Below are 25,743 nucleotides of genomic sequence, written 5' to 3'. Positions count from 1 at the left end.
TCTCTATTATGCTACGTAACAGATGATTTCACCGCCGAGACCTGCTTGACGTGCAGCACGGTCGGTCATAACACCTTTAGATGTAGAAACAACTGCGATACCTAAACCACCCATAACTTTTGGTAATTCGTCTTTACGTTTGTAAATACGAAGACCTGGACGGCTTACGCGTTGGATACTTTCTACTACTGGTTTATTTTGGAAATATTTTAAAGTGATTTCCAACTCAGGTTTTGAACCTTCAACAACTTTGAAGCTCTCAACATAACCTTCTTCAGCTAAAACGCTTGCAATAGCAACTTTTAACTTAGATGAAGGCATACTGATTGCAACTTTATTCGCAGCTTGACCGTTACGAATACGGGTCAGCATATCTGCGATTGGATCTTGCATGCTCATGTATTTACTCCCATGATTCCAAATTAAAAGAGGTTATTACCAGCTTGCTTTCTTAAGGCCTGGAATTTCGCCGCGCATTGCAGCTTCACGAACCTTAATACGGCTTAAACCAAACTTACGAAGTACACCGTGTGGACGACCAGTTTGGCGGCAACGATTACGCTGACGGATTGGGCTTGAATCACGTGGAAGTGTTTGTAACTTCAACACTGCTGCCCAACGCTCTTCATCTGAAGCAGATTCAGATGAGATAATTTTCTTTAATTCTTCACGTTTTGCGTAGAATTTATCAGCTAATTTCGCACGTTTTACATCACGTGCAATCATTGATTGTTTTGCCACGATAACCTACCTTATTTACGGAATGGGAAATTGAAAGCCGCTAATAAAGCTTGACCTTCTTCGTCATTTTTCGCTGTTGTGGTAATAGTAATATCTAAACCACGTACACGATCTACTTTATCGTAGTCGATTTCAGGGAAAATGATTTGTTCACGAACACCCATACTGTAATTACCACGACCATCGAATGACTTCGCACTTAAACCACGGAAGTCACGGATACGTGGAACAGCGATAGTAATCAATCTTTCAAAGAATTCCCACATACGTTCGCCACGCAGGGTCACTTTGCATCCGATTGGATATCCCTGACGGATTTTAAAGCCAGCAACTGATTTACGAGCTTTAGTAATTAAAGGTTTCTGACCGCTGATTGCTGTTAGATCCGCTACTGCGTTATCTAAAAGTTTTTTGTCGGTCAATGCTTCACCCACACCCATATTCAGGGTAATCTTTTCGATTCGTGGGACTTGCATGACAGATGAGTAGTTGAATTTAGCTTTTAATTCATTAACTACTGTATCTCTGTAGTAATCATGCAGTTTCGCCATCGCATTACTCCAGTTAATTAAATAATTTCATTATTAGATTTGAAGAAACGTACTTTTTTGCCGTCTTCGAATCTAAAACCTACACGGTCAGCTTTATTTGTTTTAGGGTTAAAAATTGCAACGTTTGACGCATCAATCGCAGCTTCTTTTTTCACTAAGCCACCAGCTTTGCCTAAAGCAGGAACCGGTTTTTCGTGTTTAGTGATAATTTTAACACCTTCAACGATAACTTTACCGTTTGGTAACACTTGAGTTACCTTACCACGTTTGCCCTTGTCTTTACCAGCAAGAACAATTACTTCATCATTTTGACGGATTTTAGCAGCCATTACATTCCCCTTACAGTACTTCTGGAGCTAATGAAATGATCTTCATGAATTTCTCAGAACGAAGTTCACGAGTCACAGGTCCAAAAATACGAGTACCGATTGGTTGCTCAGTGTTATTGTTTAAAATTACACAAGCATTGCCATCGAAACGAATAACTGAGCCATCTGGGCGACGAACACCCTTCTTGGTGCGCACAACAACTGCTTTTAACACATCACCTTTTTTTACTTTACCGCGTGGAATTGCTTCTTTTACGGTTACTTTGATAATGTCGCCAATTGCAGCGTAACGACGGTGCGATCCACCTAGAACCTTGATACACATTACGCTACGAGCCCCTGAGTTATCAGCAACATCCAGCATAGTCTGTTCTTGGATCATATTAGTGCTCCGTTAAATAAAAAAACACCCTTTCGGGACGAACCTGCCTACCCAATGCAGGCAGTCTTATAATTCTATCAGCGAGTTGCTTTAAAAGCAACGATTATTGCATTTTTCTGCAATAAAAAGACCGTATCGTCTAAACGTACGGTCTTTTCACTTTTATTTAGAAACTATAGTGATGCTTGATCAACCGCAACACCAGCACCCATAGTAGTAGAGATGCTTACTTTCTTAATGAAAATACCTTTTGCTGTTGTTGGTTTAGCTTTAGTTAAAGCTGCTAACAATGCTTGGAGGTTTTCTTTTAATTGCTCAGGTGAGAAATCCGCTTTACCGATAGTGGTATGGATAATACCGTTTTTATCATTGCGGTAACGAATCTGACCAGATTTTGCATTTTTAACTGCTTCAGCAACGTTTGGCGTTACAGTACCAACTTTCGGGTTTGGCATTAAGCCACGTGGACCTAATACTTGACCTAATTGACCAACAACGCGCATTGCATCTGGAGATGCGATAACAACGTCAAAGTTCATTTCGCCTTTTTTCACTGCTTCAGCTAAGTCTTCCATACCCACTAAGTCTGCGCCTGCTGCTTTCGCTGCTTCTGCGTTTGCACCTTGAGTGAATACTGCTACGCGAGCTGTACGACCTGTTCCGTGTGGTAATACTGTTGCACCACGAACGTTTTGGTCTGATTTACGAGGGTCAATCCCTAAGTTTACTGCAACATCAACGCTTTCAACGAATTTAGCTGTCGCGAATTGTTTTAATACTGCGATTGCTTCGTTGATTTCATATGCTTTAGTAGAATCTACGCCAGCTTTGATTGCTTTCATTTTTTTAGTCAATTTAGCCATCGTATTATTCCTCCACCACTAAGCCCATTGAGCGAGCAGTACCAGCAATTGATTTCATTTTAGTTTCGATAGTCGCACCAGTCATGTCTGCTGCTTTAGTTTCAGCGATTTGACGGATTTGATCTAAAGTTACTTTACCCACTTTATCTTTGTTCGGTTTGCCTGAACCAGATTTGATACCTGCAGCTTTTTTCAATAACACTGCTGCTGGTGGAGTTTTAGTGACGAAAGTAAATGAACGGTCTGCATATACAGTGATAACAACTGGAATTGGTAAACCTTTTTCTAAGCTCTCAGTACGAGCATTGAATGCTTTACAGAATTCCATGATGTTCACACCTTGTTGACCTAATGCAGGACCAACTGGTGGTGATGGGTTAGCCATACCAGCTGCAACTTGCAACTTAACGTATGCTTGGACTTTTTTTGCCATTTTTAAGTTTCCTCTAAGTGGGTGATAACGCAAGCTTGACTTGCTCCCCGATGATAAAAAGCACGATGTGCTACACAAAAATATGCACAAGTTTCCCTGTGCGTAATAATTTGCAAATTGTATAGAAAATTTGACCGCTTTTCAAGCAAAAATTTTCTATGCAATGACAAGAAAACCGACCAAGCGGTCGGTTTTCTTTTTTAATTTGCAAAATCCAATTATGCTAATTTTTTGATTTGCGCTGCTAATTTTGCTTTGTGGTTAGCAGCTTTGTTAGCGTGGATTAAACCTTTAGACGCCATGCGGTCTACAACTTTTTGCATTTCAACGAAAGCTGCTTCTGAAGCTGCTTTATTACCAGTTGCTACTGCTGCGTATACTTTTTTGATGTAAGTACGCATCATTGAGCGTTGGCTTGCGTTATGTTGGCGGCGTTTTTCAGATTGAACCGCACGTTTTTTTGCTGACTTGATATTAGCCAAGGTCAAACTCCTAAAATATCTGTGTTAAATAATTAAAACATAAACATTGGTTTATGTTGCTATCGATAGTTTTTAATTCATTTTCAACGAGACACGTGCTTGAAAATAACACCGTTTTTCTTTGCCAGAAAACGATAGGGCGAGATTTTATCAGTTTTTTTCTGATTTTCCTATAAAAAAACTGATAAAATTCGGATCTATTTTGTGATCGTGTAATATCCCTTTATCTCAATTAACTATTATTTCCTTTAATATAAAGAGGATACCCGAAGATTTAATGGCCACGAAAAACCAAGAAAAAGTGAAAACCCAAAGAAGCTTCTTTCTTATACAGAGAATTCTATGAGCAAAAAATTATTAAAATCAGGCGTGTTAGTTAGTGCATTAACATTAGTATCCCGTATTTTGGGTTTAGTCCGCGATATGATTGTCGCTGGAGTGCTCGGTGCTGGTGCGGTTTCCGATGTCTTTTTATTTGCCAACCGTATTCCTAACTTTCTACGACGCCTCTTTGCTGAAGGTGCGTTTTCTAAAGCTTTTGTTCCTGTGTTAGCTGAATACAATGCCGAAAATGACCTAGATAAAACGCGCGAATTTGTTGCTAAGGTTTATGGTTCATTAGGAATGATTGTCACGCTTGTGACTTTGGTTGCGATGGTTGCCTCTCCCGTCGTTGCTGCGCTTTTTGGTACTGGTTGGTTTATTGATTGGCTAAATGATGGCGCAGATGCTGAAAAATTTACGCAAGCTTCCCTACTATTAAAAATCACCTTCCCCTACCTTTGGTTTATTACTTTCGTGGCGCTTTCTGGTGCGGTACTAAATACTATTGGTAAATTTGGGGTCATGGCATTCTCCCCAGTTTTACTTAATATCGCGATGATCGGGATGGCTCTATTTGGTGCTCACTATTTTGAACGCCCAGATGTGGCACTTGCTTGGGGGATTTTCTTAGGTGGTTTGCTACAATTTTTATTCCAAATTCCATTTATGAAAAAAGCCGGTTTACTGGTAAAACCTAAATGGGCATGGAATGATGAAGGCGTGAAAAAAGTTAGAACCTTAATGCTCCCCGCATTATTTGGTGTTTCTGTCACACAAATCAATCTATTACTGAATCAAGTCATTGCTAGTTTTCTTATTACAGGTTCAATTACGTGGCTTTATTATTCTGATCGCTTAATTGAATTCCCACTTGGAATTTTCGGTATTGCCATATCCACCGTCGTGTTACCAACACTCTCTAAAATCGCAAAACAAAAAGATTTAGCAGAAACACAACGCCGTGAAGATTTTCAAAATACGCTAGATTGGGGTATTCGCATGGTGCTATTACTTGGCATTCCAGCGATGATTGGCATTGCTGTTTTAGCACAACCCATGATTATGACCATTTTTATGCGAGGAAAATTTACCCTTGCTGATGTTGTTTCAACTTCACATGCATTATGGATTATGTGCTTAGGGCTTAATAGCTATATGTTAATTAGCATTTTAGCTAACGGATTTTATGCTAATCAGAATACCAAGACACCTGTAAAAATCGGACTCATTGCGACCGCCAGTAACATGTGTTTTGGCTTGTTAGCTATTCCTTTTGGTTATTTAGGATTAGCAATGGCCTCTGCATTATCAGCAGCCATTAATGCTTCATTATTATATCGTCAGTTACATAAACAAGGCATTTATCAGCTTTCAAGCAAAACAGGTTTCTTCACCTTAAAAGTGGCGATTGCTGCTAGCTTAATGGGTGCAGCAGTGTCTTATTTCTCTCCAGCACTAGAAGGCTGGCATAGTATGGCAACCTTCACAAAAGTTTATTGGTTAGCATGGTTGATTGTCTTAGCTGCCATTTGTTATTTTGGTGCCTTATTCGCATTGGGGATTCGTAAACGCGATTTCCGAGTGTAGTAATGAATAGAGAAAATGGAAGGTTTCCCCTTCCATTTTTCTTATTTAATTAACGCTTGGCGTAATTTACCGTTTGATTTATCTAACAGACTTTGCGCTTCTAACGCATCTAATCCGCTTAATTGCATCAAAATGGCTAATTTTACTTGTCCGTTTGCCTTAGCGAGTACATTAGCTGCAGTCTCGTTATCACATTCTGTCGCTTCCATCACAATTTTCAGCGCCCGCGCTTTAAGTTTTTCGTTACTTGCTTGAACATCCACCATTAAATTTTGGTAGCATTTGCCAATTAACACCATCGAAGCCGTAGTTAACATATTTAATACTAACTTTTGTGCCGTGCCCGATTTCATTCGGCTTGAGCCTGTTAATACTTCTGGCCCCACTACGGTTTCAATCGCAATATCAGCAACTTCTGCCATTTTACTATTTGGATTACTTGCAATGGAAACGGTGGTTGCACCTAATTGTTTCGCATAATTCAATGCCCCTAGCACATAAGGCGTACGACCACTAGCCGCGATTCCTACCAACACATCTCGAGCAGAAAAATCAATTTCCTCAAGATCAGCTTGTCCTTGCTGCACATTATCTTCTGCACCTTCAATTGGGTGGCGTAATGCATGATCGCCGCCCGCAATAAGACCAACGACCATTTCTGGTTTCACGCCATAAGTTGGAGGGCATTCAGAAGCATCTAGCACCCCTAATCGCCCACTTGTTCCTGCTCCCACATAAACCAATCGTCCACCACGTTCAAAAGCCGCAACAATCTTTTCAACCGCTGAGGCAATTTGTGGTAAACACTTTTCTACGGCTAAAGCAACCTGTTGATCTTCACGGTTAATTAAAGCTACTAATTCTTGTGCTGAAAGTGAATCTAATTGCATAGAGTTCGGATTACGCTGTTCAGTAATTAGTTGATTTAGTTGTTGTAATAATGCGTTCTTATTCATATTTTTCTCATTATTCATTTTTAGGATAAATAGCCCCCAGACTGACAGCTCGACTTGCACCAGTCACAGAAGGCAAATTACTCGGTAAATTATGCATTCGACGATAAGCTAACCATGCAAAAGCGGCTGCTTCGACATAGTCTGCATCGAGTCCGTATTCTGAAGTCGATGCAACCGTCCAATCAGGCAATATTTCTGACAATCTATTTAAAATCAATGGGTTATGAACCCCGCCACCACAAACAAGTAAAAGGTTAGACTTTTCACTATTAAGCAATTTTAGGTGGTGAGCAATACCTTGCACAGTAAATTCGACTAACGTTCTTTGAATATCTTGTGGCAAACAAGCGGTCAAATTTGGAAAAACTTTTGCGATTTTCTTCACTAACCACTTCAAATTAAACAGTTCACGCCCCGTGCTTTTCGGTGGAGTTTGTTGGAAAAAAGGCTCATCTAACAATGCTGCTAATAATGGTTCCAATACTTTACCACTACTCGCCCAAGCACCATTTTTATCATAACGTTTGCCTTGATGTTGCTCAATCCAAGCATCTAATAGCGCATTTCCGACGCCCACATCATAACCAATGGTTGGTTGATTTGGTGCTAATACTGAAATGTTTGAAATTCCACCAATGTTTAAAACTACTGTGAGCCTATTTTTATCGGCAAAAATACCCTCATGGAAAGCTGGAACTAACGGAGCGCCTTGTCCTCCCATTGCCATATCTTTTCGGCGAAAATCCCCTACGACTGTAATATCCGTTTTCGCTGCTAAATAATGCATATCTCCAATTTGCATGGTAAACGGATTTTCCCCTGTTGGAGCATGCCATACCGTTTGCCCATGGCAGCCAATCGCCTGAATTTGCTCGGGTTTCAAGCCATTTTTAGCGAGAAACTGATTGACACAATCGGCGTAAAGTTTACCTAACTGATGATCGATTTCCCCTAAGTTTTGTAACGATGTTTCCCCTTTTAATAACAGCGTTAACGCTTGTCTCAACGCTACTGGCATGGCGACCATTTCACAAGCGGTCAATTTTGGTGGGAATGTTGCAAAATCCATGAGGGCTAAATCCACACCATCAAGGCTTGTCCCTGACATCATGCCAAGATAAAAATCCGATTTCATACGATTCTCTCAAACTAAAAATTGCCCAATTATAACGAAAAGCGGTAAGATCAGTGCTTATTTTCGGAAATTTATCTTATTTATGCCACTGCAAAATTTATTACTCATACGCCGCTTTTTCTCAACATTGGCCTTTTTTTCAATGCAAACCGTCTTTTTTGTTTATTTAAAAGGCAAAGGTTTAAGCAATAGTGAAATTGCCTTTTCACTCTCATTGCTCTTTTTCTGTAACCAAGCTTTAGCCATTCTGGCTGGCATTTTAGGTGACCGCTATGGTTTAGCGAAAATGATGTTGTTAGGCTGTTTACTTGATGTGGTCGCTTACATTTTCTTCTTAAACGCAAACCACTACCTAATACTCCTGCTTGCAACCACTTGTTTTGGGCTAGGAAGTTGCCTATTTGGCACTAATGCCAAAGCCTGTTTACTTGCACTTGCTGGAGAAGAATATGCTCAGAAAACTCGCTTGCAAGGTAAATACTTAAAAGTTACCTCAATGTCTTCCATGTTTGCTCCATTGCTTGTGATTCCTTTTATTCGTACTGAACATATCGATTGGCTAATTTGGCTATGCTTTAGCATTGAGCTGATTCTTTTTTTACTGATGATTAAGCCGTTTTATCAAATCCAAACCGTTCAAACACTGGTTAAATTTCGCTTTGCACAAATTCGAGAAATCATTACCAAAGCATTTTTACAAGTACATTTAATGCTGTTCATTCCGCTTTCGATTGCAACTTCATTTTTCGTGCTTTTTCCATTTTTATTTGACCAGAAATTGGGTATGCCGGAACATTCCCCAATTGCATTATTCGTTAATGGCTTATTAACCGTATTATTGCAAAGCGAATTCTCTCGCCGAATCAACTTAACTCGATCACAAGTGGTTTGGGTCGCACCGCTATTAGCATTAGGCATGATTGTGCCATGGTTTCTTACCCTGCAATTCTTATCCGTTTATACCGCTTATGCTTATCTGGTAGTATTTACTATCATTGAGGTTTATGCGCTGACCGCGATTGCGAATCTGTTGGTAAAATTTGATAACGGCACCAACCGTGGTTTTATTTTTGGTGCTTCGCGTTTATTACTGGCCATTGCAACTATGGGTGTGATGAATTTAATTCCCATCTTATTTTTGGTGTAAAAATGAATATCTTGTTAATTTCATTAGGTGCCGTGATGGGCGCATTGCTACGTTGGGGAATCGGACTCGTACTCAATCCACTATTTTCTAGCGTGGCATTAGGCACACTCATTGCAAATTGGCTAGGTTGTTTCTTAATTGGAATAGCGATGGGATTATCATTGGGCGATAATCAAAAATTGTTGTTTATTACTGGTTTTCTTGGCAGTTTTACCACTTTTTCAAGTTTTTCTGCCGAATTAAGCGAAAAATTATTGATTGGGAAATATGGCGAAGCCGCGTTCACACTTGGTCTTCATCTTTTGGGTGGCGTGTTATTAACGATTTTAGGTATCTGGCTCACGCAAATGCTAACACAAAGCTAATTACGCTTTATTTTTGAAGCGCTTGGCAAAGCACTTCGACAAATGCTTTCGGGTTTTCTAAGTGCGCATTATGCCCCGCGTTAGGAATTAAATGCATCGGCAAGCTATGCTGTTCTGCCATCTGCCGAAATTTTTTATCATACTCGCCAATAATAAATTGTATGTTTGACTGTGGTAATTGAAGGGAAAAATCAGGCTGTTTAGCCAAACTCGTTGCCTCTAACATCTGTGCAATCGCCTTACCGCAATTATTTTGCCGTTTTTCAATCAAATCTGACCGCTTGTCTGCGCTTAAATGTGAAAACACAGGCTGTTGATACCACGCTTCCAATACCTCTGGCATGGGTTCATTGCAAAAACGTTGTGCCCAAGCAGCATCGTTTTGCTGACGCGCATTTCGTTCAGCGTCCGTTTTTAGCCCAATATTCGCGCCTTCTAAAAAACTCTGCTGTAAATAAGGATTTGGCTGATTAAGGTGATAATCCAACGCCAATCGTCCACCTAGCGAATACCCCACTAAGATAAACGGCTCTTGAATCAATTGAGAAAGGGTTTGGTGCAATAATGCCCGAGCTTGTTCGAAGCTATGACAATGTGTCTGCACACTCTTGCCATGTAAGGGAAGATCGATAGTAAGCGGTCGGATTTGCGGAAAGTTTTGCAAAATCGTGAGCACCGCTTGCCAATCTTGTTGAGAACCAAGCAACCCATGTAAAAATACCATAGGTTGCCCAGTTTCTGCATGCCATTGATAGGCAAGCATTAGGCAAGTTCCGCCTGTGAAATTTGTTTTAACAGCGATTTATACAAGTTGCTGCCGTCATTCTCATTCACTTTAATTTCAACGACAGTTACCCCTTTACGTCCGTAAGCCTGTTTCAGTTTGACTTTCAAATCTGCCCAAGTAAATGGACGGATATATTCAAGCCCAAACATTGCCGCAACTTGCGCAAATTCTAAATTATGCGATAAGCGATAATAAGGGTCTTTAACTGCTGGTGAAACTGGCAACATATCGAAAATTGCCCCACCACTGTTATTCACAATAAACAGAATGCTAGGATGTTGCACTTGGCTCAGTAGCGCTAACGAATTTAGATCATGTAAGGCAGAAATATCACCTACCACACCCACAGTCGGACGTTCACTCACAACCGCCACGCCAGCCATGGTTGCAATTAGCCCATCAATGCCACTTGCGCCACGATTGGTATAAACTGGGTAGCCTTCTGGTAATTTACATAAAGCATCAACCAAACGCACAAATAAGCTATTACCTAAGAATAAGTTACCATTTACGGCTAACACATCTTGAATGTGATGCGCAAGTGAAGCTTCATTTAATGCGCCACCAATTTGACTTTCAATAAACTTACCGCAGAACTGAGATAACGCTAACGGTTCAAACAACCACGGTTTCTGACGAAGCGGTGGATGAACACGCAAGAAATGATGCGCTTTCGAAATAAAACGCGTTTGCTGATGCGAATATGGATTGAGATAGCTTGGATGCTCATCGACTTGCCAGAATTCGCCTTTAAATGCTTCTAAGAACTGGTTGACGCGTTTACTGACAATTTGCGTACCAAATTGGATGACGATGTCTGCTTGTTGTAATTTATCAAACACAATTTTGTTTGAAAGCCAAATGTCAGCATATGGCAAACTCGCATCTACCGAAGATTGCACATCGGTCAACATACACCAACCGAGGGTTTCCGCCCAGTTTCTAATCCCTAGCCCTTGTTCAACTGGCAATTTACCGACAATAATCACACCACGCTTGGTGCGCCAGTAATCCCAGTTAGCATGCATAGAAACTTCGCTTTGAATTTTTTGACTATCAATCCATTTCGCTTCTGGATTGCTTAACCAACTAATAATCGGTCTTAACCACGGATTGGTTCCAATGGCTGACTCATCCGCCTCATAAAGTGGCTCTGCAAAAGGCGCGTTAATATGCACAACACCACCTTGTTGGTTTTGCGTGACACAAGCTTGTTCCACAGCTCCAACTAACCAATTTGGTGCATAATCTGGGCTTGCTTTCGGTAAATTTAAAGTCGCCACGGGGTAATTTGCAAAAATCCCAGGTTGTTCAATTGCTTGATTTACACCACAACCGATTAACTCTTGTGGGCGATCCGCAGAAATCACAATCAGTTTATGTTGGGTAAGACTTGCTTCAATGACTGCCGGATATAAATTCGCCACTGCCGTGCCAGAAGTCGTAATGACTACGACCGGTGCATTGCTCGCTTTTGCCATCCCTAATGCAAAAAAGCCAAGCCCACGCTCATCAAAATGCGTATGACAAGTCACTTGATGTTGCTGTTGAAGCAATACTGCTTCTAAAGTCAAAGGTGTTGAGCGAGAACCCGGTGCGATACAGATGTGTTTGACGCCATAGCGTAACAATGCGTTTAAAATGACACGCGCCCAAGTTCGGTTAAAAGTACTGATATTCGTCATAATTTCTGTCAATCTATTTAAAATCGTAAATGGGGAGAATTGTAACAAAAACTAAGCAATTTTTGGAGAAAACTTGAAGTAAACTGCCATATTCGACAACTTTTAAAAAATAAAATCTCCATTAAATTAAGATTCAATGGAGATTTTCGGTTCACATCACGATTTTATTTTGCAAAACTTCTACAAAATTCAACCGCTTGTCGTTATTTCAACTGTGCAAATGCGCGATCCGCCGCCTCTAGAGTCGCTTGAATGTCTGCATCTGTATGCGCAAGCGACATAAAGCCCGCTTCAAAAGCAGATGGTGCTAAATAAACACCTTGCTCTAACATTAAGTGGAAGAAACGGTTAAATTTTGCAGCATCGCATTTCATCACAGATTGGAAATCCGTAATTTCTTGTTGTTCTGTAAAGAACAAACCAAACATTCCGCCAACATATTGCACAGTAAATGGCACACCATGTTTGTCTGCTAAAGCTTTTAATCCTTCAGCTAAGGTTTTAGTTTGAGCAGCCAATTTTTCTTCATTGCCTGCTTTTGATAATTCCGTTAAACATGCCAAACCTGCTGCCATTGCAATTGGGTTGCCTGAAAGTGTACCCGCTTGATAAACCGGCCCCGTTGGCGCGATAAATTCCATAATCTCTTTTTTACCGCCGAAAGCGCCTACTGGCATACCGCCGCCGATAATTTTGCCTAACGTAGTTAAATCTGGTTTCACGCCATAATAAGATTGTGCGCCACCTAATGCCACGCGGAAACCAGTCATCACTTCATCAATAATAAAAACGGCACCATATTGATCACATAACTCACGCACGCCTTGTAAGAATCCTGCTTTTGGTGGAATACAGTTCATATTGCCCGCCACAGGTTCAATAATCAAACAAGCAATGTCATTCGGATATTGTTCAAATGCCTGTTTAACTGAATCTAAATCGTTATAGGTACAAGTTAAAGTATGTTTAGCAAAATCTGCTGGCACACCCGGGCCACTTGGTTGACCTAATGTTAAAGCACCAGAACCTGCTTTTACTAATAAAGAATCTGAATGCCCGTGGTAACACCCTTCAAACTTAATGATTTTATCGCGCCCTGTATAACCACGAGCAAGACGAATGGCTGACATTGTGGCTTCAGTTCCTGAACTAACCATACGAACTAATTCAATAGATGGCACTAATTTGCAGACCAATTCTGCTAAGGTAATTTCACTTTCTGTTGGTGCCCCAAAACTTAAGCCATTTGGCACAGCTTTTAAAACCGCATCAATAATTGCCGGATGGTTATGCCCTAACACCATTGGGCCCCATGAACCAACATAATCGATATATTTTTTACCATCGCTATCGGTAATATAAGCACCTTCTGCTTTTTCAATAAAAACAGGTGTGCCACCGACGCCTTTAAATGCACGTACAGGTGAATTTACTCCACCAGGAATGACTTTTTGTGCTTTTTCAAATAGTTGTGCTGATTTTGACATAATTTTCCCTTTGCAAAATAATCTTAAAATTTAACCGCTATTTTACGTAAAAGCCTATAATTTGCCTAAAAGAATTTTTTAAATTTTGCCCTTTATGCTATGCTGGACGCCCTATTTTCATAATAATCATTAATGAGAAAAACGGAATATGTGGCTCACTTTTTTAGCGGTAGTCGTCGTTTCTTTTGCGACTTTAATTTTTATGCGTCCCGTTGCCGAAAAAGTTGGATTGATTGACAAACCAAACTTTCGTAAACGCCACCAAGGTTTTATTCCCCTCATTGGGGGCATTGCGCTGTTTCTTGGCACTCTTACTTTTTATGCATTCCAAGCCGACACGCTTCCGCTGCCTGGACTTTACCTGCTTTCTATGACCATTTTGCTGATTATCGGTGTACTTGACGACCGTTTTGACATCAGCCCCGCACTACGTGCAGGTATCCAAGCCATACTTGCAGGCGCTATGATTTATAGTGGTCTGGAACTCGAAAGCCTTGGGCAGATTATCGCACCTTTTAGCATTAAACTTGGCTTTTTCAGCCTAATTTTTACGGTATTCATCACTATTGGCGTAATTAACGCCTTTAATATGGTCGATGGTATTGATGGTTTATTAGCCGGTCTATCTAGCGTGAGCTTTGCTGGTATTGGTGCGCTGATGTGGATAAACCAAGAACATGCTATCGCTTACTGGTGTTTAGCAATTATCCTTACACTCATTCCTTATGCAATGTTTAACCTCAGCGTTTTCGGTGCAAAATGGAAAGTGTTTATGGGAGACTCGGGAAGTACTTTAATCGGCTTTACTATTATTTGGATGTTGCTATTAAGCACTCAAGGTCAAGGTCATGCCATTAGCCCAATCACTGGACTCTGGCTCATTGCTGTGCCTCTAATTGATATGGTTGCGGTGATTTTCCGCCGTCTTAAAAAAGGTAAAAGCCCATTCAGACCAGACCGCTTGCACTTACACCACCTATTGATGCGCGCGGGATTGACTTCACGCCAAGCGCTTGCCGTGATTGTTTTCTGGGCCGCCATTTGTGCAACCATTGGTGTTATGGGTGAAATTTATTACTGGAGCCAATCGATGATGGTATTAGGCTTCATTTTACTGTTCTTCCTTTATGCTTACTCTATCGTTCGCGCTTGGAAAATTACTCGTTTTGTGCGCCGTATGAAACGCCGCGCAAGAAAAAAACAAATTCAGGAGAATTAAATTATGTTTCGTCAATTTTTTGCCATTTTATTACTTACCGCAGTAGGTGCTGGTGTGGGATACGGTGCAAGCCTTATTTTACCTACACAATGGCAAGCCGTGACTAAATTTGAAGCACCAAAAACCGCTGAACTTGGTAATTATCTTTCTTTATCATCGACTTATAGTTTAGTCAGCGGTGCAGAAAATGCCGCCGATTTAAGTAAAATTGAGGCTCAAACTGGCGCGCAAAGTTATGCCGAATTCCAGAAGATGGTAAATGACGCTCAACTTCGTCAGGAATTTTTAACGCAATATGAACCAATCAAACAACAAGCTGCATTAGAAAATAAATCGGTTGCTACATTAGTACAAGCGGTCGAAAAATCTATTTCTTTTACAAATGACACGCTCAGTGTTAGCTCACTAAATGCGCTACAAGCTGAAAGTTTAATTGGGGATTACATTCGTTTTATTAACACGAAAACCAAAGAGAAGCTCAACCAAGATTTAGTGGCGAAATGGAAAGCACTTTTCCAACAAGTCAAAGCTGCAGCTGAATCTAAAATTGACGCTTCATGGGAAAACAAATTGAAAATGATGCAATCTGTTTCTCCGCTTGATAATCAGTTAGTCGCATTCCGTTTTGTACAAATGCCTAAAATTGAGGCTGTCCCGTTTGATTATATTAAATGGATTGGCGGTGGTGCCGGTGCTGGCTTTATATTAAGCCTCATAATGATTTTATTATTCAGCGTAGGTCGAAAAAAAGCAGAATAATTCGAAATTCAAAAAAACAAAATGGCAAGTGTTTCCACTTGCCATTTTTTATCTATTTAATCCAATTTTAATCAAGCTTTTGAGACTTTTACTACACCGCTTAATTTTGCCAATTTTTGAATAACCACATATAAATGCGCATTGTCAGTTACAGCAATACGGAGGCTCACTTTATAATTTCCGTTTTCCATTGGGCGACTAACCACTTCACCAATGTTGCTGTTTGAAGCCGCAATAGTGTTGGTAAGACTTGCCAATACTCCCGGCTGATCTTTAATTTCCAATACAATATTCGTTTCAATAAATTCCGGTTTTTCGACCGCTTGCTCGTCTTCCAACCATTCACCATTATGTTTAAGTGCTTGGCGGATTTTCGCTTTTGCTTTACTACTTACCACAAATTTCAACCAAGACGGATGTGGATGCTTCCCTGGCTCGGTTAAAATCTCTACGGTTTGTCCTGATTGTAACGGTTGAGAAATTGGATAAGGCGCATGATCAACAATCGCCCCCACACAACAATCGCCAATATCTGAATGTACTGCATAAGCAAAATCTAATGCTGTTGCACGTGCTGGTAATTCAACGATTCGACCTTTTGGTGTAAAGACATAAATATCGTTTGAGAATAAATCAGATTTCACACTCTCGATAAATTCTTCGGTATTACCCGCGCTTTGTTGTAATTCAACAATGCTTTGTAACCAGCGTTGCGCACGTTGTTGTACACTGGTTGAATGCGATTTATCTTCCGAATATTGCCAGAATGCTGCCACACCCAGTTCAGCCATTTGATCCATCTCTTCGGTGCGAATATGCACTTCAATCGGCACACCTTTGTGCCCAATCATTGAAGTCTGCAAAGACTGATATCCGTTAGTTTTCGGCACTGCAATATAATCTTTTACTTGGTAAGGACGTGGTTTATACAATGCATGCATTTGTCCAAGCACGCGGTAGCAATTATCGACGGTATCCACCACAATACGGAAAGCGTAAATATCTAAAATCGAGTGGAAATGCTGCTCTTTACGTAGCATTTTTTGATAAAGCGCATAGAGATGTTTTTCACGTCCATACACTCGTGCAGGAATACCCACTTCTGCAAGGCGGCTCTCAATTTCATGGGTGATTTTCGCAATCAAATCTTGACGCGAACTACGCGCCATCTCAATTCCCGTTTTTAAGATGTTATAACGATGCGGATAAATTGCCTGCAAACAGAGGTTTTCCAACTCGTTTTTAATATGTTCAATACCTAAACGATGCGCTAATGGACTATAAATTTCTAAAGTCTCTTTAGCGATACGGCGGCGTTTATCTGGACGTAATGAACCTAATGTGCGCATATTATGCGTGCGGTCTGCGAGCTTAATCAGCACCACACGAATATCTTTGGTCATCGCCAAAATCATCTTACGGAAGTTTTCTACCTGTGCTTCTTGGCGTGTTCGGAATTTTAGCTTATCTAATTTCGACACGCCTTGCACAATATCCGCCACGCTTGAACCAAATTCGTTCGCCAACTGTTCTTCAGTGTAAGGTGTATCTTCAATCACATCATGCAAAAGTGCCGCCATTACCGCCTCATGGTCAAGCTTCATTTCTGCAATAATGCATGCTACCGCCACCGGATGAGTAATATATGGCTCACCACTTGAACGAGTTTGCCCTTCGTGTGCATCACGCGCAATGACAAAAGCACGTCTGACTAACTCAATTTTTTCTGCTGGCAAATAGCCTTTAATAATGCGTTCTAAAGGTTCGAAAAGATACACGGGACACCTTCTTACTTCTTATAAGATAAAAAAATGGACAATCAATGTCGCAAATTTGACGGAAATTCCGACCGCTTGCAAGACTATTTATTGTCCATTATCAATATTTTTGATGAAATATAATTTACTCAGCGTTCGCTTGAACATCCGCTAGGAAAGAAATCGCTTCTTTTTCTGCAATATCTTGTTGAATCGCATCGTTATTTTCGATTTGATCCATAATCTCACGGTTAATTAAGCGTTGTTCGATCTCACGTAACGCAATGACCGTTGGTTTATCATTTTCTTCATCCACCAACGGCTCACGAACGTGAAGTTGAAGTTGTCTTGCGCGACGCGCTGCAATTAAAATTAAGTCAAAACGGTTGCCGATTACTTCAGCGGCTTCTTGAACAGTCACACGAGCCATGTTCTTCTCCAGAAATTTGCGAATTCATTTACCAAAAGGATAGAGATTATACAGAAATTCAGACTTGCTTACAATGCAAGCGGTCTGATTTCGTTAATTTCTTGTAAAAGAATTAAAAAGCAATGTATTCCGCTTCTAAGCCTAATTCTGCTTTCACCAATGCAAAAGTACTCTCTTTCGTGCTTAATTTTGACTGATTTTCTGCCAACACAACTCGCGAGATCGGCGCTGTTTCCCCTTGCAAGCGGTAGAAATTCAGCGCATTTTGCAGCGGCAGCATACTTGGGTTAAACGCCGCATTTTCCGCATAACGTCCTGTAATAATACGCTCCCCGGCTTGTAACGCAACAGCGCTTTGTAAATGACTATAAGGCGCATAACTTGAACGAGCCGCCTCAATCGCTGCTTCCGTCAAATTAGCAGGTTGTGTTGTTGGAGTTGGCCCATCAAATAAACAATCGGTAATATTCAAATTACGAGGGCCAAACGCATCTGGCAAATAGCTATGTAGCGCATTATTTTGACTATGCGGCAAATGAATTCGCAATGTTGGTGCTGAATTTAGCTCATTCATAAACTGGCGACAATGCCCACATGGCGTGTAATTGACTACCACATCTGTAATACGCTTCTCACCCATCTGCCAAGCGTGCATCAGAGCAGATTGTTCAGCATGAACAGTTTGCCCAATAGAGACGCTTTCAAATTCTTGATTCGCCCCAAAATAAAAATTTCCAGACTCGCCAATAGCAATCGCCCCTACATAAAATTCAGAAATTGGCGCTTTGGAATAACACGCTGCAACGGGTAAACAAGCTAAAGCAAAGTCAATTTGAGAAAGTTGAAATTGCTCACAAAGTGTTTTGACCTGTTCAGCAGATAAATACGCGTGGTAGTGTTGCTCTGCAAGCTGGGTTAGAACTGCGGAGGTGATAGGCATATTTGGGAGACGGGAGAAATTGGTTGAGATGGACATAGAAGCCTCCTGTATTTTAAATTACAAGAATTATAATATTGACTATTTTTTATAAAATCGCGCTATATTGTATATACTGATAAAAATAAATATATACGGAGTATATGCTATGATGACAAAAGTTTTTCAAAGTGGCAACAGCCAAGCAGTGAGAATTCCTGTCGATTTTCGTTTCGATGTGGATACTGTAGAAATTCTACATGGGGAAAATGGCGATATTATTTTAAGACCGTTTAAACCTAAAGCAGATATGGAATTTTTGGCTTTATTTGAAGGATTTGATGAAGATTTTATTAAGGCGTTAGAAAATCGAGATCTTGCGCCACCACAGGAGCGTGGTTCACTATGATTTATATACTTGATACCAATATTTTGATTTATTTAATGAAAAATAGACTGCTTTCAGTTACACAAAAAGTGGCTCAACTAATTCCTCAGATCAACTAGTGATGAGTTTTGTGACTTATGCCGAGTTACTTAAAGGTGCGAATGGTAGTGCGAACCCTGAAAAAGCACTAGAGAAAATCAACAAAATCACGCAACGTATTCCTGTTGTTTATCCAAGATATCGAAATGTGCGAATATCTTAAAACAGCAAGGTACACTGATTGGCAGTAATGACTTATGGATTGCCTGTCATGCTTTGGCAATAAATGCTGTGTTGGTAAACCATAATATAAAAGAGGTTCAGAGGATTGGCAAAATAAGTTGGGATGACTAGACTAGATTATATTAAACACTGTCTAAATATTATTTAAATGATATAATAAATAAAAGTTTATATTATGGAGATATAGTATGTCTGATTATAAAATTACATCTATAAAAATTTTAGGATTCTGGGAAGAATATACTTGTAATAATAAATTCAATGATGATATTAATATTATTATAGGTAGAAACGGATCTGGAAAAACTACTTTTATGAACATTCTACATGCTGCTTTATCTATTGACATGCTTGAATTAAGTGAAAGTGAATTTCAAGAAATAAATATAACATTAGAAAACACCCATAGAACTGCATTTATACAAATTATAAAGAATGACTTAGATGAAGAAAGAATACCAACAATCACATATAAAATAGATAGTAGAGAATATACACTTCCAATCCTTAGTGAGGGAAGAAGTCTATTTATTCGAAAAAGGATGCAAGAGCGTTATATCGACTTACAAGAACATATGAATCAATATGTAAAATTATATTCTCTATCAGTCTATAGAAATAAAAACAATTATAAATACGAAAGAGACAAAAATGAATTATACAAAAAAGGAATTTCATCATCCGTAGATTACTATTTAGATGAATTACTATCTCAATTTAGTAAATATCAACTTGAACTTACTCAACAGTCTCAAACCATATCAGAGCAACTACAAAAAGACGTTCTATTATCTCTTCTAGACACCAATAAAAGGGCAATTAAACGTATTGCTAATAAGGAAAGTGAAAGACAAAAATTAAAAAGAACTTATAAGCGTTTTGGATTCAATGACAAGGATACAGAACATAAAATAGACAATTACATTAATACCGTTTTTGATGAAATTGAAACAATAGAATTGTTTAAGAAAAAAAGCGGGATTAATGATGATTTTGAAATTCCATCCCAAGCAATTATAACAAAACAAATATTTGATAAAATCATAGAATTATCTAGTGAAGCAGAGGCAAAAAATGAGAAAATATTTTCTAACAATAACTTATTTTTAGACACTCTATCTAAATTTACAGATAAACGTTTCAAGCTAAACAAAGGAGAATTAAACTTTGTTAAAAATGATAAAATGCCAATATCACTATTTAAGCTATCCTCTGGAGAAAAACAATTATTAATATTACTAATCGAAACATTATTACAAAGAAAAGAGCGTTGTATCTTTCTTGCTGATGAGCCAGAAATATCTTTACATATCGAATGGCAAAGAGAAATTATTTCTTCTGTTTTAGCTTTAAATCCCAATGCTCAGATAATTGTTGCAACACATTCACCTGAAATCGCAGGTAAACATAAAAGTAAAATTATTAAGATGAATGACATTCGTGAATTGACAGGCTTTATACATGAAAGATGATTTAGAATACTCTCTCGATGCAGAAAATAGCTTATCCGAATTTACTGAAACAGATTATATCGTTTATGTTGAGGATAAAAATGATGAATTCTTTTGGGGAAAAATATTCTCTATATTCTCTAAAAGAAAAACTTTCAGCTTTAGATATGAGGAAAATATCACGGGATGTAGTATTCTAGATGAAAAAATCGAGCAAATAAAATCAGGTAAGTTAAATAATTCTATTATAGTTGCTCGAGATTCTGATTATTTAGAATATCACAATAAAAAAACATCTCATAAGAATATCCTATATACCTATGGGCATTCTATTGAAAATTGTTTATTCTCTAAAATTGCTTTAGATTTAATAATTGAAAACTACTCTAGAGGGAAAATATCCAAGAAGGAAATTAACATCTGGTCACAAAACATACACGATCAATTACAGGAATTAATTAAGCTAGATATTATTCTTCAATTTGAGCAAAGAGGTATTCAGGTACTAGGTAATTCATGTGATAGATTTCTTAAGAGGAACTCTAATGAATTAGATAATCAAAAAATATCAATGTTTATAGAAAACACGATAAATAATGAACACTACATAAAAGAAAACATATCTAATATAGAGAAAGTTCCTTTTCACTTTATTAAAGGACATTTTTTAGTAAGTCTAATCAGCCAATTTATACGACATCGCTGTTTATTTAAAAGTCTACCATTAGATAATCTAATCTCAACTAGTTTTATACTACTAGATAAAACCCTAGAAATAGATAATGAACGTATAGACTATTATTCCGACTTATGCTCACTCTTATAAGGCATATAGGACAAAGCCCTCAGGACTTTAAGCTCTGAGGGCTTTTCTATCTCTTAACGGTGGGCTTTTAGTCCACCTTATAGATTACTCTTCCGATTCCATTTCTGCGTTTAATAACGCAGCAAGGCTTTGGGTTGCATCATCCGCAACGAATTCAAATTCGGCTTCGATGTCAGCATCAGTAGCAAAGCTGTTGGTTGGATTTGCAAAAGTTTCTGCAAAATCAACCGCTTGTCCTACTGCTGCCGCGGCACGTTTTTCTGCACGCGCTTTGTGATATGCAAAACCAGTACCAGCTGGGATTAAACGACCTACGATAACGTTCTCTTTCAAGCCACGTAATTCGTCTTGTTTACCTGCCACCGCTGCTTCAGTTAACACACGGGTAGTTTCTTGGAACGATGCCGCTGAGATAAATGACTCAGTTGCAAGTGATGCTTTGGTAATACCAAGCAATTCACGTTCAAACTCTACCAATGGTTTGCCTTCTTCTGCACGTTTGCGGTTTGCAATTTTCACGCGTGCCACTTCAACTTGTTCCCCTTCAAGGAATTCGCTGTCGTAAGCGTTAGTGATAACGGCTTTACGTAACATTTGGCGAACGATAACTTCGATATGTTTATCGTTAATTTTTACCCCTTGTAAGCGGTAAACTTCTTGGACTTCGTTAACGATGTAGTCGGTTACTGCGTGTACGCCACGTAAGCGTAAGATATCATGTGGTGTTTCTGCACCATCTGAAATCACATCACCACGTTGTACCATTTCGCCTTCGAATACGTTGAGCTGACGCCATTTTGGAATCATTTCTTCGTATGCTTCGCCTTCTGCTGGAGTAATCACTAAGCGACGTTTACCTTTGGTTTCTTTACCAAATGAAACGATACCTGAGATTTCCGCCAAGATTGCTGGCTCTTTCGGTTTACGTGCTTCGAATAAGTCTGCCACGCGTGGAAGACCACCGGTAATATCTTTGGTACCTACAGACTCTTGTGGAATACGCGCTAACGCCTCACCCACACCAATCTCAACACCATCATCTAACGTCACAATCGCTTTACCTGGTAAGAAGTATTGCGCTGGAACATCGGTACCTGGAATTAAGATGTCATTACCATTGCTATCCACTAAGCGTAATGCTGGACGTAAGTCTTTACCTGCTGTTGCACGTTCACCCACATCTTGAACAACGATTGATGATAAACCAGTTAATTCATCTGTTTGACGCGTAACGGTTAAGCCATCTACGATGTCACTAAATTGGATGCGACCTGCCACCTCTGAGATAACCGGCATGGTATGCGGATCCCAGTTTGCAACGATTTCACCAACGGTTACTTCTGCGCCATCATTTTTCGATAACACTGCACCGTAAGGCACTTTATAGTTTTCTTTAGTACGACCGAAAGTATCGATAACAGTTAATTCAGTATTACGTGAAGTTAATACCAACTTACCGTCTTTGTTTGTAACGAATTTCGCATTGCTTAACTTAATCGTACCGTTGTTTTTCACTTGTACGCTAGATTCTTTCGCTGCTGCAGATGCTGCACCACCGATGTGGAACGTACGCATGGTTAACTGTGTACCCGGCTCACCGATTGATTGTGCCGCGATAACCCCTACTGCTTCACCTTGGTTGATTAAGTGACCGCGTGCAAGGTCACGACCGTAACATTTCGCACACACACCAAAGTCAGTATCACAAGTTACAACAGAACGTACTTTGATGCTATCTACAGAGTTTTCATCGATCACGTCACATAATTTTTCATCAATTAATGTGTTACGTGCGATTAACACTTCATTTGTACCCGGTTTTAATACATCTTCTGCTGCTACACGACCTAATACAAGTTCGCGTAATGGCACTTTCTCGTCGCCACCTTCAATGTGAGGTGTCATCACGATACCTTCAGATGTACCACAGTCATCAGCGATGATAACTAAGTCTTGTGCCACGTCAACTAAACGACGGGTTAAGTAACCTGAGTTCGCTGTTTTTAATGCGGTATCGGCAAGACCTTTACGCGCACCGTGGGTTGAAATAAAGTACTGAAGAACGTTCAAGCCTTCACGGAAGTTCGCCGTGATTGGCGTTTCGATGATCGAACCATCTGGACGTGCCATCAAGCCACGCATACCTGCTAACTGACGAATCTGTGCCGCAGAACCACGCGCACCTGAATCCGCCATCATAAAGATGCTGTTGAAAGAGGCTTGTTTCTCTAAGTTACCTTCACGGTTAACCACTTCTTCCGTAGAAAGGTTTTCCATCATCGCTTTTGCAACGCGTTCGTTTGCTGCAGCCCAAATATCGATCACTTTGTTATAACGCTCACCTGCCGTCACAAGACCCGAGTTAAATTGCTCTTGGATCTCTGCAACTTCTGCTTCTGCTGCGCGAATAATTTCTTCTTTTTGTGCCGGAATCACCATATCGTTGATACCAACAGATGCACCAGAACGTGCCGCGTATGCAAAACCAGTGTACATAACATGGTCAGCTAATAATACAGACTCTTTTAAGCCTAAACGACGGTAACATTCGTTGATCAATTTAGAGATCGCTTTTTTACCTAATGTTTGGTTAAAGAGTTTATATGGCATACCTTTTGGTGCGATCATCCATAAAATGGCACGACCTACCGTGGTATCCACTAATGAAGTTTTTGGCTCAAATTCGCCTGCTTCATTTTTCTCATATTCAGTCACACGAACTTTAACACGTGCGTGTAATTCTGCTTGACCAGTGCGGTAAGCTTTTTCAGCTTCGCGTGGGTCTAAGAAGTACATGCCTTCGCCTTTCGCATTCACTTTCTCACGCGTCATGTAGTACAAACCTAATACAACGTCTTGAGATGGAACGATGATCGGGTCACCACTCGCTGGAGAAAGTACGTTGTTAGTTGACATCATTAACGCACGTGCTTCTAACTGTGCTTCAAGTGTTAATGGTACGTGAACCGCCATTTGGTCACCATCGAAGTCCGCGTTGAACGCCGCACAAACAAGTGGGTGTAACTGGATTGCTTTACCTTCGATAAGAATCGGTTCAAACGCTTGAATACCTAAACGGTGAAGCGTTGGCGCACGGTTTAATAAAATTGGGTGTTCGCGGATAACTTCTGCAAGAATATCCCATACGATCGGCTCTTCGCGCTCAACCATTTTCTTCGCAGCTTTAATTGTTGATGCAATGCCACGAGATTCTAATTTTGAATAAATAAATGGACGGAATAATTCCAATGCCATTTTTTTCGGTAAACCACATTGGTGAAGACGTAAGTATGGACCTACGGTAATTACCGAACGGCCTGAATAGTCAACACGTTTACCTAATAAGTTTTGACGGAAACGACCTTGTTTACCTTTGATCATATCTGCCAAAGATTTTAATGGACGTTTGTTAGAACCGGTAATTGCACGACCACGACGACCGTTATCTAATAATGCATCTACAGACTCTTGTAACATACGTTTTTCGTTACGTACGATGATATCCGGCGCTACTAAATCTAATAAGCGTTTTAAACGGTTATTACGGTTGATCACACGACGGTATAAATCGTTTAAGTCTGAAGTTGCGAAACGACCACCATCAAGTGGCACTAATGGACGTAAATCTGGTGGAAGCACTGGTAATACAGTCATTACCATCCACTCTGGTTTGTTGCCAGATTGTTGGAAAGCTTCTAATAATTTTAAGCGTTTCGTGATTTTTTTACGTTTGGTTTCAGAGTTAGTTTCTTGTAACTCTTCGCGCATCACTTCGCATTGGTGTTCTAAATCCATGTCGCGTAATAATGCTTGGATACCTTCTGCACCCATTTTCGCTTCGAATTCATCACCCCAACGCTCTTCTGCGTCCATGAACTGTTCTTCAGTTAATAACTGACCTTTTTCAAGATCGGTCATGCCTGGTTCGGTCACTACATAGCTTTCGAAATAAAGTACGCGTTCAATATCACGCAATGGCATATCTAAAATCAAACCGATACGGGACGGTAATGATTTTAAGAACCAAATATGCGCAACTGGGCAAGCTAATTCGATATGACCCATACGATCACGACGAACTTTAGTTTGAGTAACTTCAACACCACATTTTTCACAAATTACGCCACGGTGTTTTAAGCGTTTATATTTACCACATAAACATTCGTAATCTTTTACCGGCCCGAAAATACGCGCACAGAAAAGACCATCACGCTCAGGTTTGAAGGTACGGTAGTTGATGGTTTCTGGTTTTTTTACTTCACCGAAAGACCAAGAACGGATCTTATCTGGTGAGGCTAAACCAATTTTAATTACATCAAAATCATCGTTTGATTTAGATTGTGCTTTTAAAAACTTAACTAAGTCTTTCACTTTTTGCCCCTAGTTTGAGGTTGTTTTGCTTGGCAGGCTTCGCCCACCTTATAAAATTTTTTCGATTGCAAGCGGTTCGATTTGTAAAAT

At 39.8% G+C, this 25,743-nt stretch carries 26 protein-coding genes; 9 read left to right on the top strand and 17 right to left on the bottom strand.

What is annotated here, in order from left to right:
- Nucleotides 1-6: 6 nt before the first annotated feature.
- From rpsH to rpsT, 8 genes are all read right to left on the bottom strand, one after another.
- The gene (gene rpsH / locus HSP_RS0100285) at nucleotides 7-399 is read right to left on the bottom strand and encodes a 30S ribosomal protein S8 (RefSeq protein WP_005705955.1); all 393 of its coding nucleotides are present in this window, start codon (nucleotides 397-399) and stop codon (nucleotides 7-9) included.
- Between the two features lie 36 nt (nucleotides 400-435).
- Nucleotides 436-741, bottom strand: coding sequence for a 30S ribosomal protein S14 (gene rpsN, locus HSP_RS0100280; protein ID WP_005705950.1), 306 nt, complete (start codon nucleotides 739-741; stop codon nucleotides 436-438).
- A gap of 11 nt (nucleotides 742-752) precedes the next feature.
- Nucleotides 753-1,292, bottom strand: a complete 540-nt coding sequence (rplE, locus tag HSP_RS0100275) for a 50S ribosomal protein L5 (RefSeq protein WP_010128099.1) — start codon at nucleotides 1,290-1,292, stop codon at nucleotides 753-755.
- 17 nt (nucleotides 1,293-1,309) lie between these two features.
- Nucleotides 1,310-1,621, bottom strand: a complete 312-nt coding sequence (gene rplX, locus HSP_RS0100270) for a 50S ribosomal protein L24 (protein WP_007525706.1) — start codon at nucleotides 1,619-1,621, stop codon at nucleotides 1,310-1,312.
- A 10-nt stretch (nucleotides 1,622-1,631) separates the two neighbouring features.
- Nucleotides 1,632-2,003, bottom strand: coding sequence for a 50S ribosomal protein L14 (rplN, locus tag HSP_RS0100265; RefSeq protein WP_005619403.1), 372 nt, complete (start codon nucleotides 2,001-2,003; stop codon nucleotides 1,632-1,634).
- Nucleotides 2,004-2,176: 173 nt separating this feature from the next.
- Nucleotides 2,177-2,866: a 50S ribosomal protein L1 gene (gene rplA / locus HSP_RS0100260; RefSeq protein WP_007525720.1), complete on the bottom strand. Its 690-nt coding sequence runs from the start codon at nucleotides 2,864-2,866 to the stop codon at nucleotides 2,177-2,179.
- Between the two features lie 4 nt (nucleotides 2,867-2,870).
- Entirely contained in the window at nucleotides 2,871-3,299 is a 429-nt protein-coding gene (gene rplK, locus HSP_RS0100255) for a 50S ribosomal protein L11 (RefSeq protein ID WP_005542594.1), read from the bottom strand.
- 218 nt (nucleotides 3,300-3,517) lie between these two features.
- Nucleotides 3,518-3,781 carry a 30S ribosomal protein S20 gene (gene rpsT, locus HSP_RS0100250; RefSeq protein WP_007525704.1) on the bottom strand — a complete coding sequence of 88 codons (264 nt, stop codon included), beginning with the start codon at nucleotides 3,779-3,781 and terminating at the stop codon, nucleotides 3,518-3,520.
- Between the two features lie 342 nt (nucleotides 3,782-4,123).
- On the opposite strand from rpsT, the gene murJ reads away from it, so the two are divergent.
- Nucleotides 4,124-5,692 carry a murein biosynthesis integral membrane protein MurJ gene (murJ, locus tag HSP_RS0100245; RefSeq protein WP_010128088.1) on the top strand — a complete coding sequence of 523 codons (1,569 nt, stop codon included), beginning with the start codon at nucleotides 4,124-4,126 and terminating at the stop codon, nucleotides 5,690-5,692.
- Between the two features lie 41 nt (nucleotides 5,693-5,733).
- On the opposite strand, the gene murQ is transcribed toward murJ, so the two are convergent.
- Together murQ and HSP_RS0100235 are read right to left on the bottom strand one after the other, a co-directional pair.
- Nucleotides 5,734-6,648 carry an N-acetylmuramic acid 6-phosphate etherase gene (gene murQ, locus HSP_RS0100240; RefSeq protein WP_007525710.1) on the bottom strand — a complete coding sequence of 305 codons (915 nt, stop codon included), beginning with the start codon at nucleotides 6,646-6,648 and terminating at the stop codon, nucleotides 5,734-5,736.
- Nucleotides 6,649-6,658: 10 nt separating this feature from the next.
- The gene (locus tag HSP_RS0100235; RefSeq protein WP_007525757.1) at nucleotides 6,659-7,783 is read right to left on the bottom strand and encodes an anhydro-N-acetylmuramic acid kinase; all 1,125 of its coding nucleotides are present in this window, start codon (nucleotides 7,781-7,783) and stop codon (nucleotides 6,659-6,661) included.
- Between the two features lie 82 nt (nucleotides 7,784-7,865).
- On the opposite strand from HSP_RS0100235, the gene HSP_RS0100230 reads away from it, so the two are divergent.
- Both HSP_RS0100230 and HSP_RS0100225 read left to right on the top strand, forming a co-directional pair.
- The gene (locus HSP_RS0100230; RefSeq protein ID WP_007525764.1) at nucleotides 7,866-8,930 is read left to right on the top strand and encodes an MFS transporter; all 1,065 of its coding nucleotides are present in this window, start codon (nucleotides 7,866-7,868) and stop codon (nucleotides 8,928-8,930) included.
- Between the two features lie 2 nt (nucleotides 8,931-8,932).
- Nucleotides 8,933-9,295 (top strand): CrcB family protein, encoded by a 363-nt coding sequence (locus tag HSP_RS0100225; protein WP_007525727.1) that lies wholly within the window; start codon nucleotides 8,933-8,935, stop codon nucleotides 9,293-9,295.
- Between the two features lie 7 nt (nucleotides 9,296-9,302).
- Here HSP_RS0100225 and menH read toward each other — a convergent pair whose 3' ends face one another.
- From menH to hemL, 3 genes are all read right to left on the bottom strand, one after another.
- Complete coding sequence (gene menH / locus HSP_RS0100220; protein WP_007525724.1) at nucleotides 9,303-10,058, bottom strand: 2-succinyl-6-hydroxy-2,4-cyclohexadiene-1-carboxylate synthase; 756 nt, start codon at nucleotides 10,056-10,058, stop codon at nucleotides 9,303-9,305.
- Nucleotides 10,058-11,767: a 2-succinyl-5-enolpyruvyl-6-hydroxy-3-cyclohexene-1-carboxylic-acid synthase gene (gene menD / locus HSP_RS0100215; protein WP_010128086.1), complete on the bottom strand. Its 1,710-nt coding sequence runs from the start codon at nucleotides 11,765-11,767 to the stop codon at nucleotides 10,058-10,060. The genes menH and menD overlap by 1 nt, the downstream gene beginning before the upstream one ends.
- Nucleotides 11,768-11,970: 203 nt before the next feature.
- Nucleotides 11,971-13,254 carry a glutamate-1-semialdehyde 2,1-aminomutase gene (gene hemL, locus HSP_RS0100210; protein ID WP_010128084.1) on the bottom strand — a complete coding sequence of 428 codons (1,284 nt, stop codon included), beginning with the start codon at nucleotides 13,252-13,254 and terminating at the stop codon, nucleotides 11,971-11,973.
- A 148-nt stretch (nucleotides 13,255-13,402) separates the two neighbouring features.
- Here hemL and wecA point away from each other — a divergent pair, with 148 nt between their 5' ends.
- Nucleotides 13,403-14,473, top strand: coding sequence for a UDP-N-acetylglucosamine--undecaprenyl-phosphate N-acetylglucosaminephosphotransferase (gene wecA, locus HSP_RS0100205; RefSeq protein WP_010128082.1), 1,071 nt, complete (start codon nucleotides 13,403-13,405; stop codon nucleotides 14,471-14,473).
- Nucleotides 14,474-14,476: 3 nt separating this feature from the next.
- Complete coding sequence (locus tag HSP_RS0100200; protein ID WP_010128081.1) at nucleotides 14,477-15,232, top strand: hypothetical protein; 756 nt, start codon at nucleotides 14,477-14,479, stop codon at nucleotides 15,230-15,232.
- Nucleotides 15,233-15,303: 71 nt separating this feature from the next.
- On the opposite strand, the gene HSP_RS0100195 is transcribed toward HSP_RS0100200, so the two are convergent.
- The 3 genes from HSP_RS0100195 to cdd all read right to left on the bottom strand — a co-directional run bounded on the left by HSP_RS0100195 (nucleotide 15,304) and on the right by cdd (nucleotide 18,395).
- A complete protein-coding gene (locus tag HSP_RS0100195) occupies nucleotides 15,304-17,010 on the bottom strand; it encodes a bifunctional (p)ppGpp synthetase/guanosine-3',5'-bis(diphosphate) 3'-pyrophosphohydrolase (protein WP_010128080.1) in 1,707 nt (568 codons plus the stop codon).
- Nucleotides 17,011-17,134: 124 nt separating this feature from the next.
- Nucleotides 17,135-17,419 (bottom strand): DNA-directed RNA polymerase subunit omega, encoded by a 285-nt coding sequence (gene rpoZ / locus HSP_RS0100190; protein WP_007525722.1) that lies wholly within the window; start codon nucleotides 17,417-17,419, stop codon nucleotides 17,135-17,137.
- 112 nt (nucleotides 17,420-17,531) lie between these two features.
- Nucleotides 17,532-18,395, bottom strand: a complete 864-nt coding sequence (gene cdd / locus HSP_RS0100185) for a cytidine deaminase (protein WP_010128079.1) — start codon at nucleotides 18,393-18,395, stop codon at nucleotides 17,532-17,534.
- Nucleotides 18,396-18,504: 109 nt separating this feature from the next.
- On the opposite strand from cdd, the gene HSP_RS0100180 reads away from it, so the two are divergent.
- The 4 genes from HSP_RS0100180 to HSP_RS0100170 all read left to right on the top strand — a co-directional run bounded on the left by HSP_RS0100180 (nucleotide 18,505) and on the right by HSP_RS0100170 (nucleotide 21,282).
- On the top strand, nucleotides 18,505-18,744 hold the full coding sequence (locus tag HSP_RS0100180) for an AbrB/MazE/SpoVT family DNA-binding domain-containing protein (protein WP_007525744.1): 240 nt from the start codon (nucleotides 18,505-18,507) through the stop codon (nucleotides 18,742-18,744).
- 100 nt (nucleotides 18,745-18,844) lie between these two features.
- Nucleotides 18,845-18,985 carry a PIN domain-containing protein gene (locus HSP_RS11485; RefSeq protein ID WP_007525658.1) on the top strand — a complete coding sequence of 47 codons (141 nt, stop codon included), beginning with the start codon at nucleotides 18,845-18,847 and terminating at the stop codon, nucleotides 18,983-18,985.
- A gap of 208 nt (nucleotides 18,986-19,193) precedes the next feature.
- Nucleotides 19,194-20,477 (top strand): AAA family ATPase, encoded by a 1,284-nt coding sequence (locus HSP_RS0100175; protein WP_007525635.1) that lies wholly within the window; start codon nucleotides 19,194-19,196, stop codon nucleotides 20,475-20,477.
- Nucleotides 20,467-21,282, top strand: a complete 816-nt coding sequence (locus tag HSP_RS0100170) for a DUF4435 domain-containing protein (protein WP_007525728.1) — start codon at nucleotides 20,467-20,469, stop codon at nucleotides 21,280-21,282. The genes HSP_RS0100175 and HSP_RS0100170 overlap by 11 nt, the downstream gene beginning before the upstream one ends.
- Before the next feature lie 84 nt (nucleotides 21,283-21,366).
- Here HSP_RS0100170 and rpoC read toward each other — a convergent pair whose 3' ends face one another.
- Complete coding sequence (rpoC, locus tag HSP_RS0100165) at nucleotides 21,367-25,653, bottom strand: DNA-directed RNA polymerase subunit beta' (protein WP_010128076.1); 4,287 nt, start codon at nucleotides 25,651-25,653, stop codon at nucleotides 21,367-21,369.
- Nucleotides 25,654-25,743 lie beyond the last annotated feature (90 nt).

It is taken from the genome of Haemophilus sputorum CCUG 13788, from assembly GCF_000238795.1.
Taxonomy (GTDB): Bacteria; Pseudomonadota; Gammaproteobacteria; order Enterobacterales; family Pasteurellaceae; genus Haemophilus_A; species Haemophilus_A sputorum.
Note: the sequence above shows the minus strand (reverse complement) of the source record. Positions and strands in the feature narration are given on the sequence as shown.

Excerpts from the sequence above, each read along its gene's own strand:
- rpsH (WP_005705955.1), bottom strand. The coding sequence starts at position 399 with ATGAGCATGCAAGATCCAATCGCAGATATGCTGACCCGTATTCGTAAC.
- rplE (WP_010128099.1), bottom strand. The coding sequence starts at position 1,292 with ATGGCGAAACTGCATGATTACTACAGAGATACAGTAGTTAATGAATTA.
- rplX (WP_007525706.1), bottom strand. The coding sequence starts at position 1,621 with ATGGCTGCTAAAATCCGTCAAAATGATGAAGTAATTGTTCTTGCTGGT.
- rplN (WP_005619403.1), bottom strand. The coding sequence starts at position 2,003 with ATGATCCAAGAACAGACTATGCTGGATGTTGCTGATAACTCAGGGGCT.
- rplA (WP_007525720.1), bottom strand. The coding sequence starts at position 2,866 with ATGGCTAAATTGACTAAAAAAATGAAAGCAATCAAAGCTGGCGTAGAT.
- rplK (WP_005542594.1), bottom strand. The coding sequence starts at position 3,299 with ATGGCAAAAAAAGTCCAAGCATACGTTAAGTTGCAAGTTGCAGCTGGT.
- murJ (WP_010128088.1), top strand. The coding sequence starts at position 4,124 with ATGAGCAAAAAATTATTAAAATCAGGCGTGTTAGTTAGTGCATTAACA.
- murQ (WP_007525710.1), bottom strand. The coding sequence starts at position 6,648 with ATGAATAAGAACGCATTATTACAACAACTAAATCAACTAATTACTGAA.
- HSP_RS0100235 (WP_007525757.1), bottom strand. The coding sequence starts at position 7,783 with ATGAAATCGGATTTTTATCTTGGCATGATGTCAGGGACAAGCCTTGAT.
- HSP_RS0100230 (WP_007525764.1), top strand. The coding sequence starts at position 7,866 with ATGCCACTGCAAAATTTATTACTCATACGCCGCTTTTTCTCAACATTG.
- HSP_RS0100225 (WP_007525727.1), top strand. The coding sequence starts at position 8,933 with ATGAATATCTTGTTAATTTCATTAGGTGCCGTGATGGGCGCATTGCTA.
- menH (WP_007525724.1), bottom strand. The coding sequence starts at position 10,058 with ATGCTTGCCTATCAATGGCATGCAGAAACTGGGCAACCTATGGTATTT.
- menD (WP_010128086.1), bottom strand. The coding sequence starts at position 11,767 with ATGACGAATATCAGTACTTTTAACCGAACTTGGGCGCGTGTCATTTTA.
- hemL (WP_010128084.1), bottom strand. The coding sequence starts at position 13,254 with ATGTCAAAATCAGCACAACTATTTGAAAAAGCACAAAAAGTCATTCCT.
- wecA (WP_010128082.1), top strand. The coding sequence starts at position 13,403 with ATGTGGCTCACTTTTTTAGCGGTAGTCGTCGTTTCTTTTGCGACTTTA.
- HSP_RS0100200 (WP_010128081.1), top strand. The coding sequence starts at position 14,477 with ATGTTTCGTCAATTTTTTGCCATTTTATTACTTACCGCAGTAGGTGCT.
- rpoZ (WP_007525722.1), bottom strand. The coding sequence starts at position 17,419 with ATGGCTCGTGTGACTGTTCAAGAAGCCGCTGAAGTAATCGGCAACCGT.
- cdd (WP_010128079.1), bottom strand. The coding sequence starts at position 18,395 with ATGTCCATCTCAACCAATTTCTCCCGTCTCCCAAATATGCCTATCACC.
- HSP_RS0100180 (WP_007525744.1), top strand. The coding sequence starts at position 18,505 with ATGATGACAAAAGTTTTTCAAAGTGGCAACAGCCAAGCAGTGAGAATT.
- HSP_RS11485 (WP_007525658.1), top strand. The coding sequence starts at position 18,845 with ATGAGTTTTGTGACTTATGCCGAGTTACTTAAAGGTGCGAATGGTAGT.
- HSP_RS0100175 (WP_007525635.1), top strand. The coding sequence starts at position 19,194 with ATGTCTGATTATAAAATTACATCTATAAAAATTTTAGGATTCTGGGAA.
- HSP_RS0100170 (WP_007525728.1), top strand. The coding sequence starts at position 20,467 with ATGAAAGATGATTTAGAATACTCTCTCGATGCAGAAAATAGCTTATCC.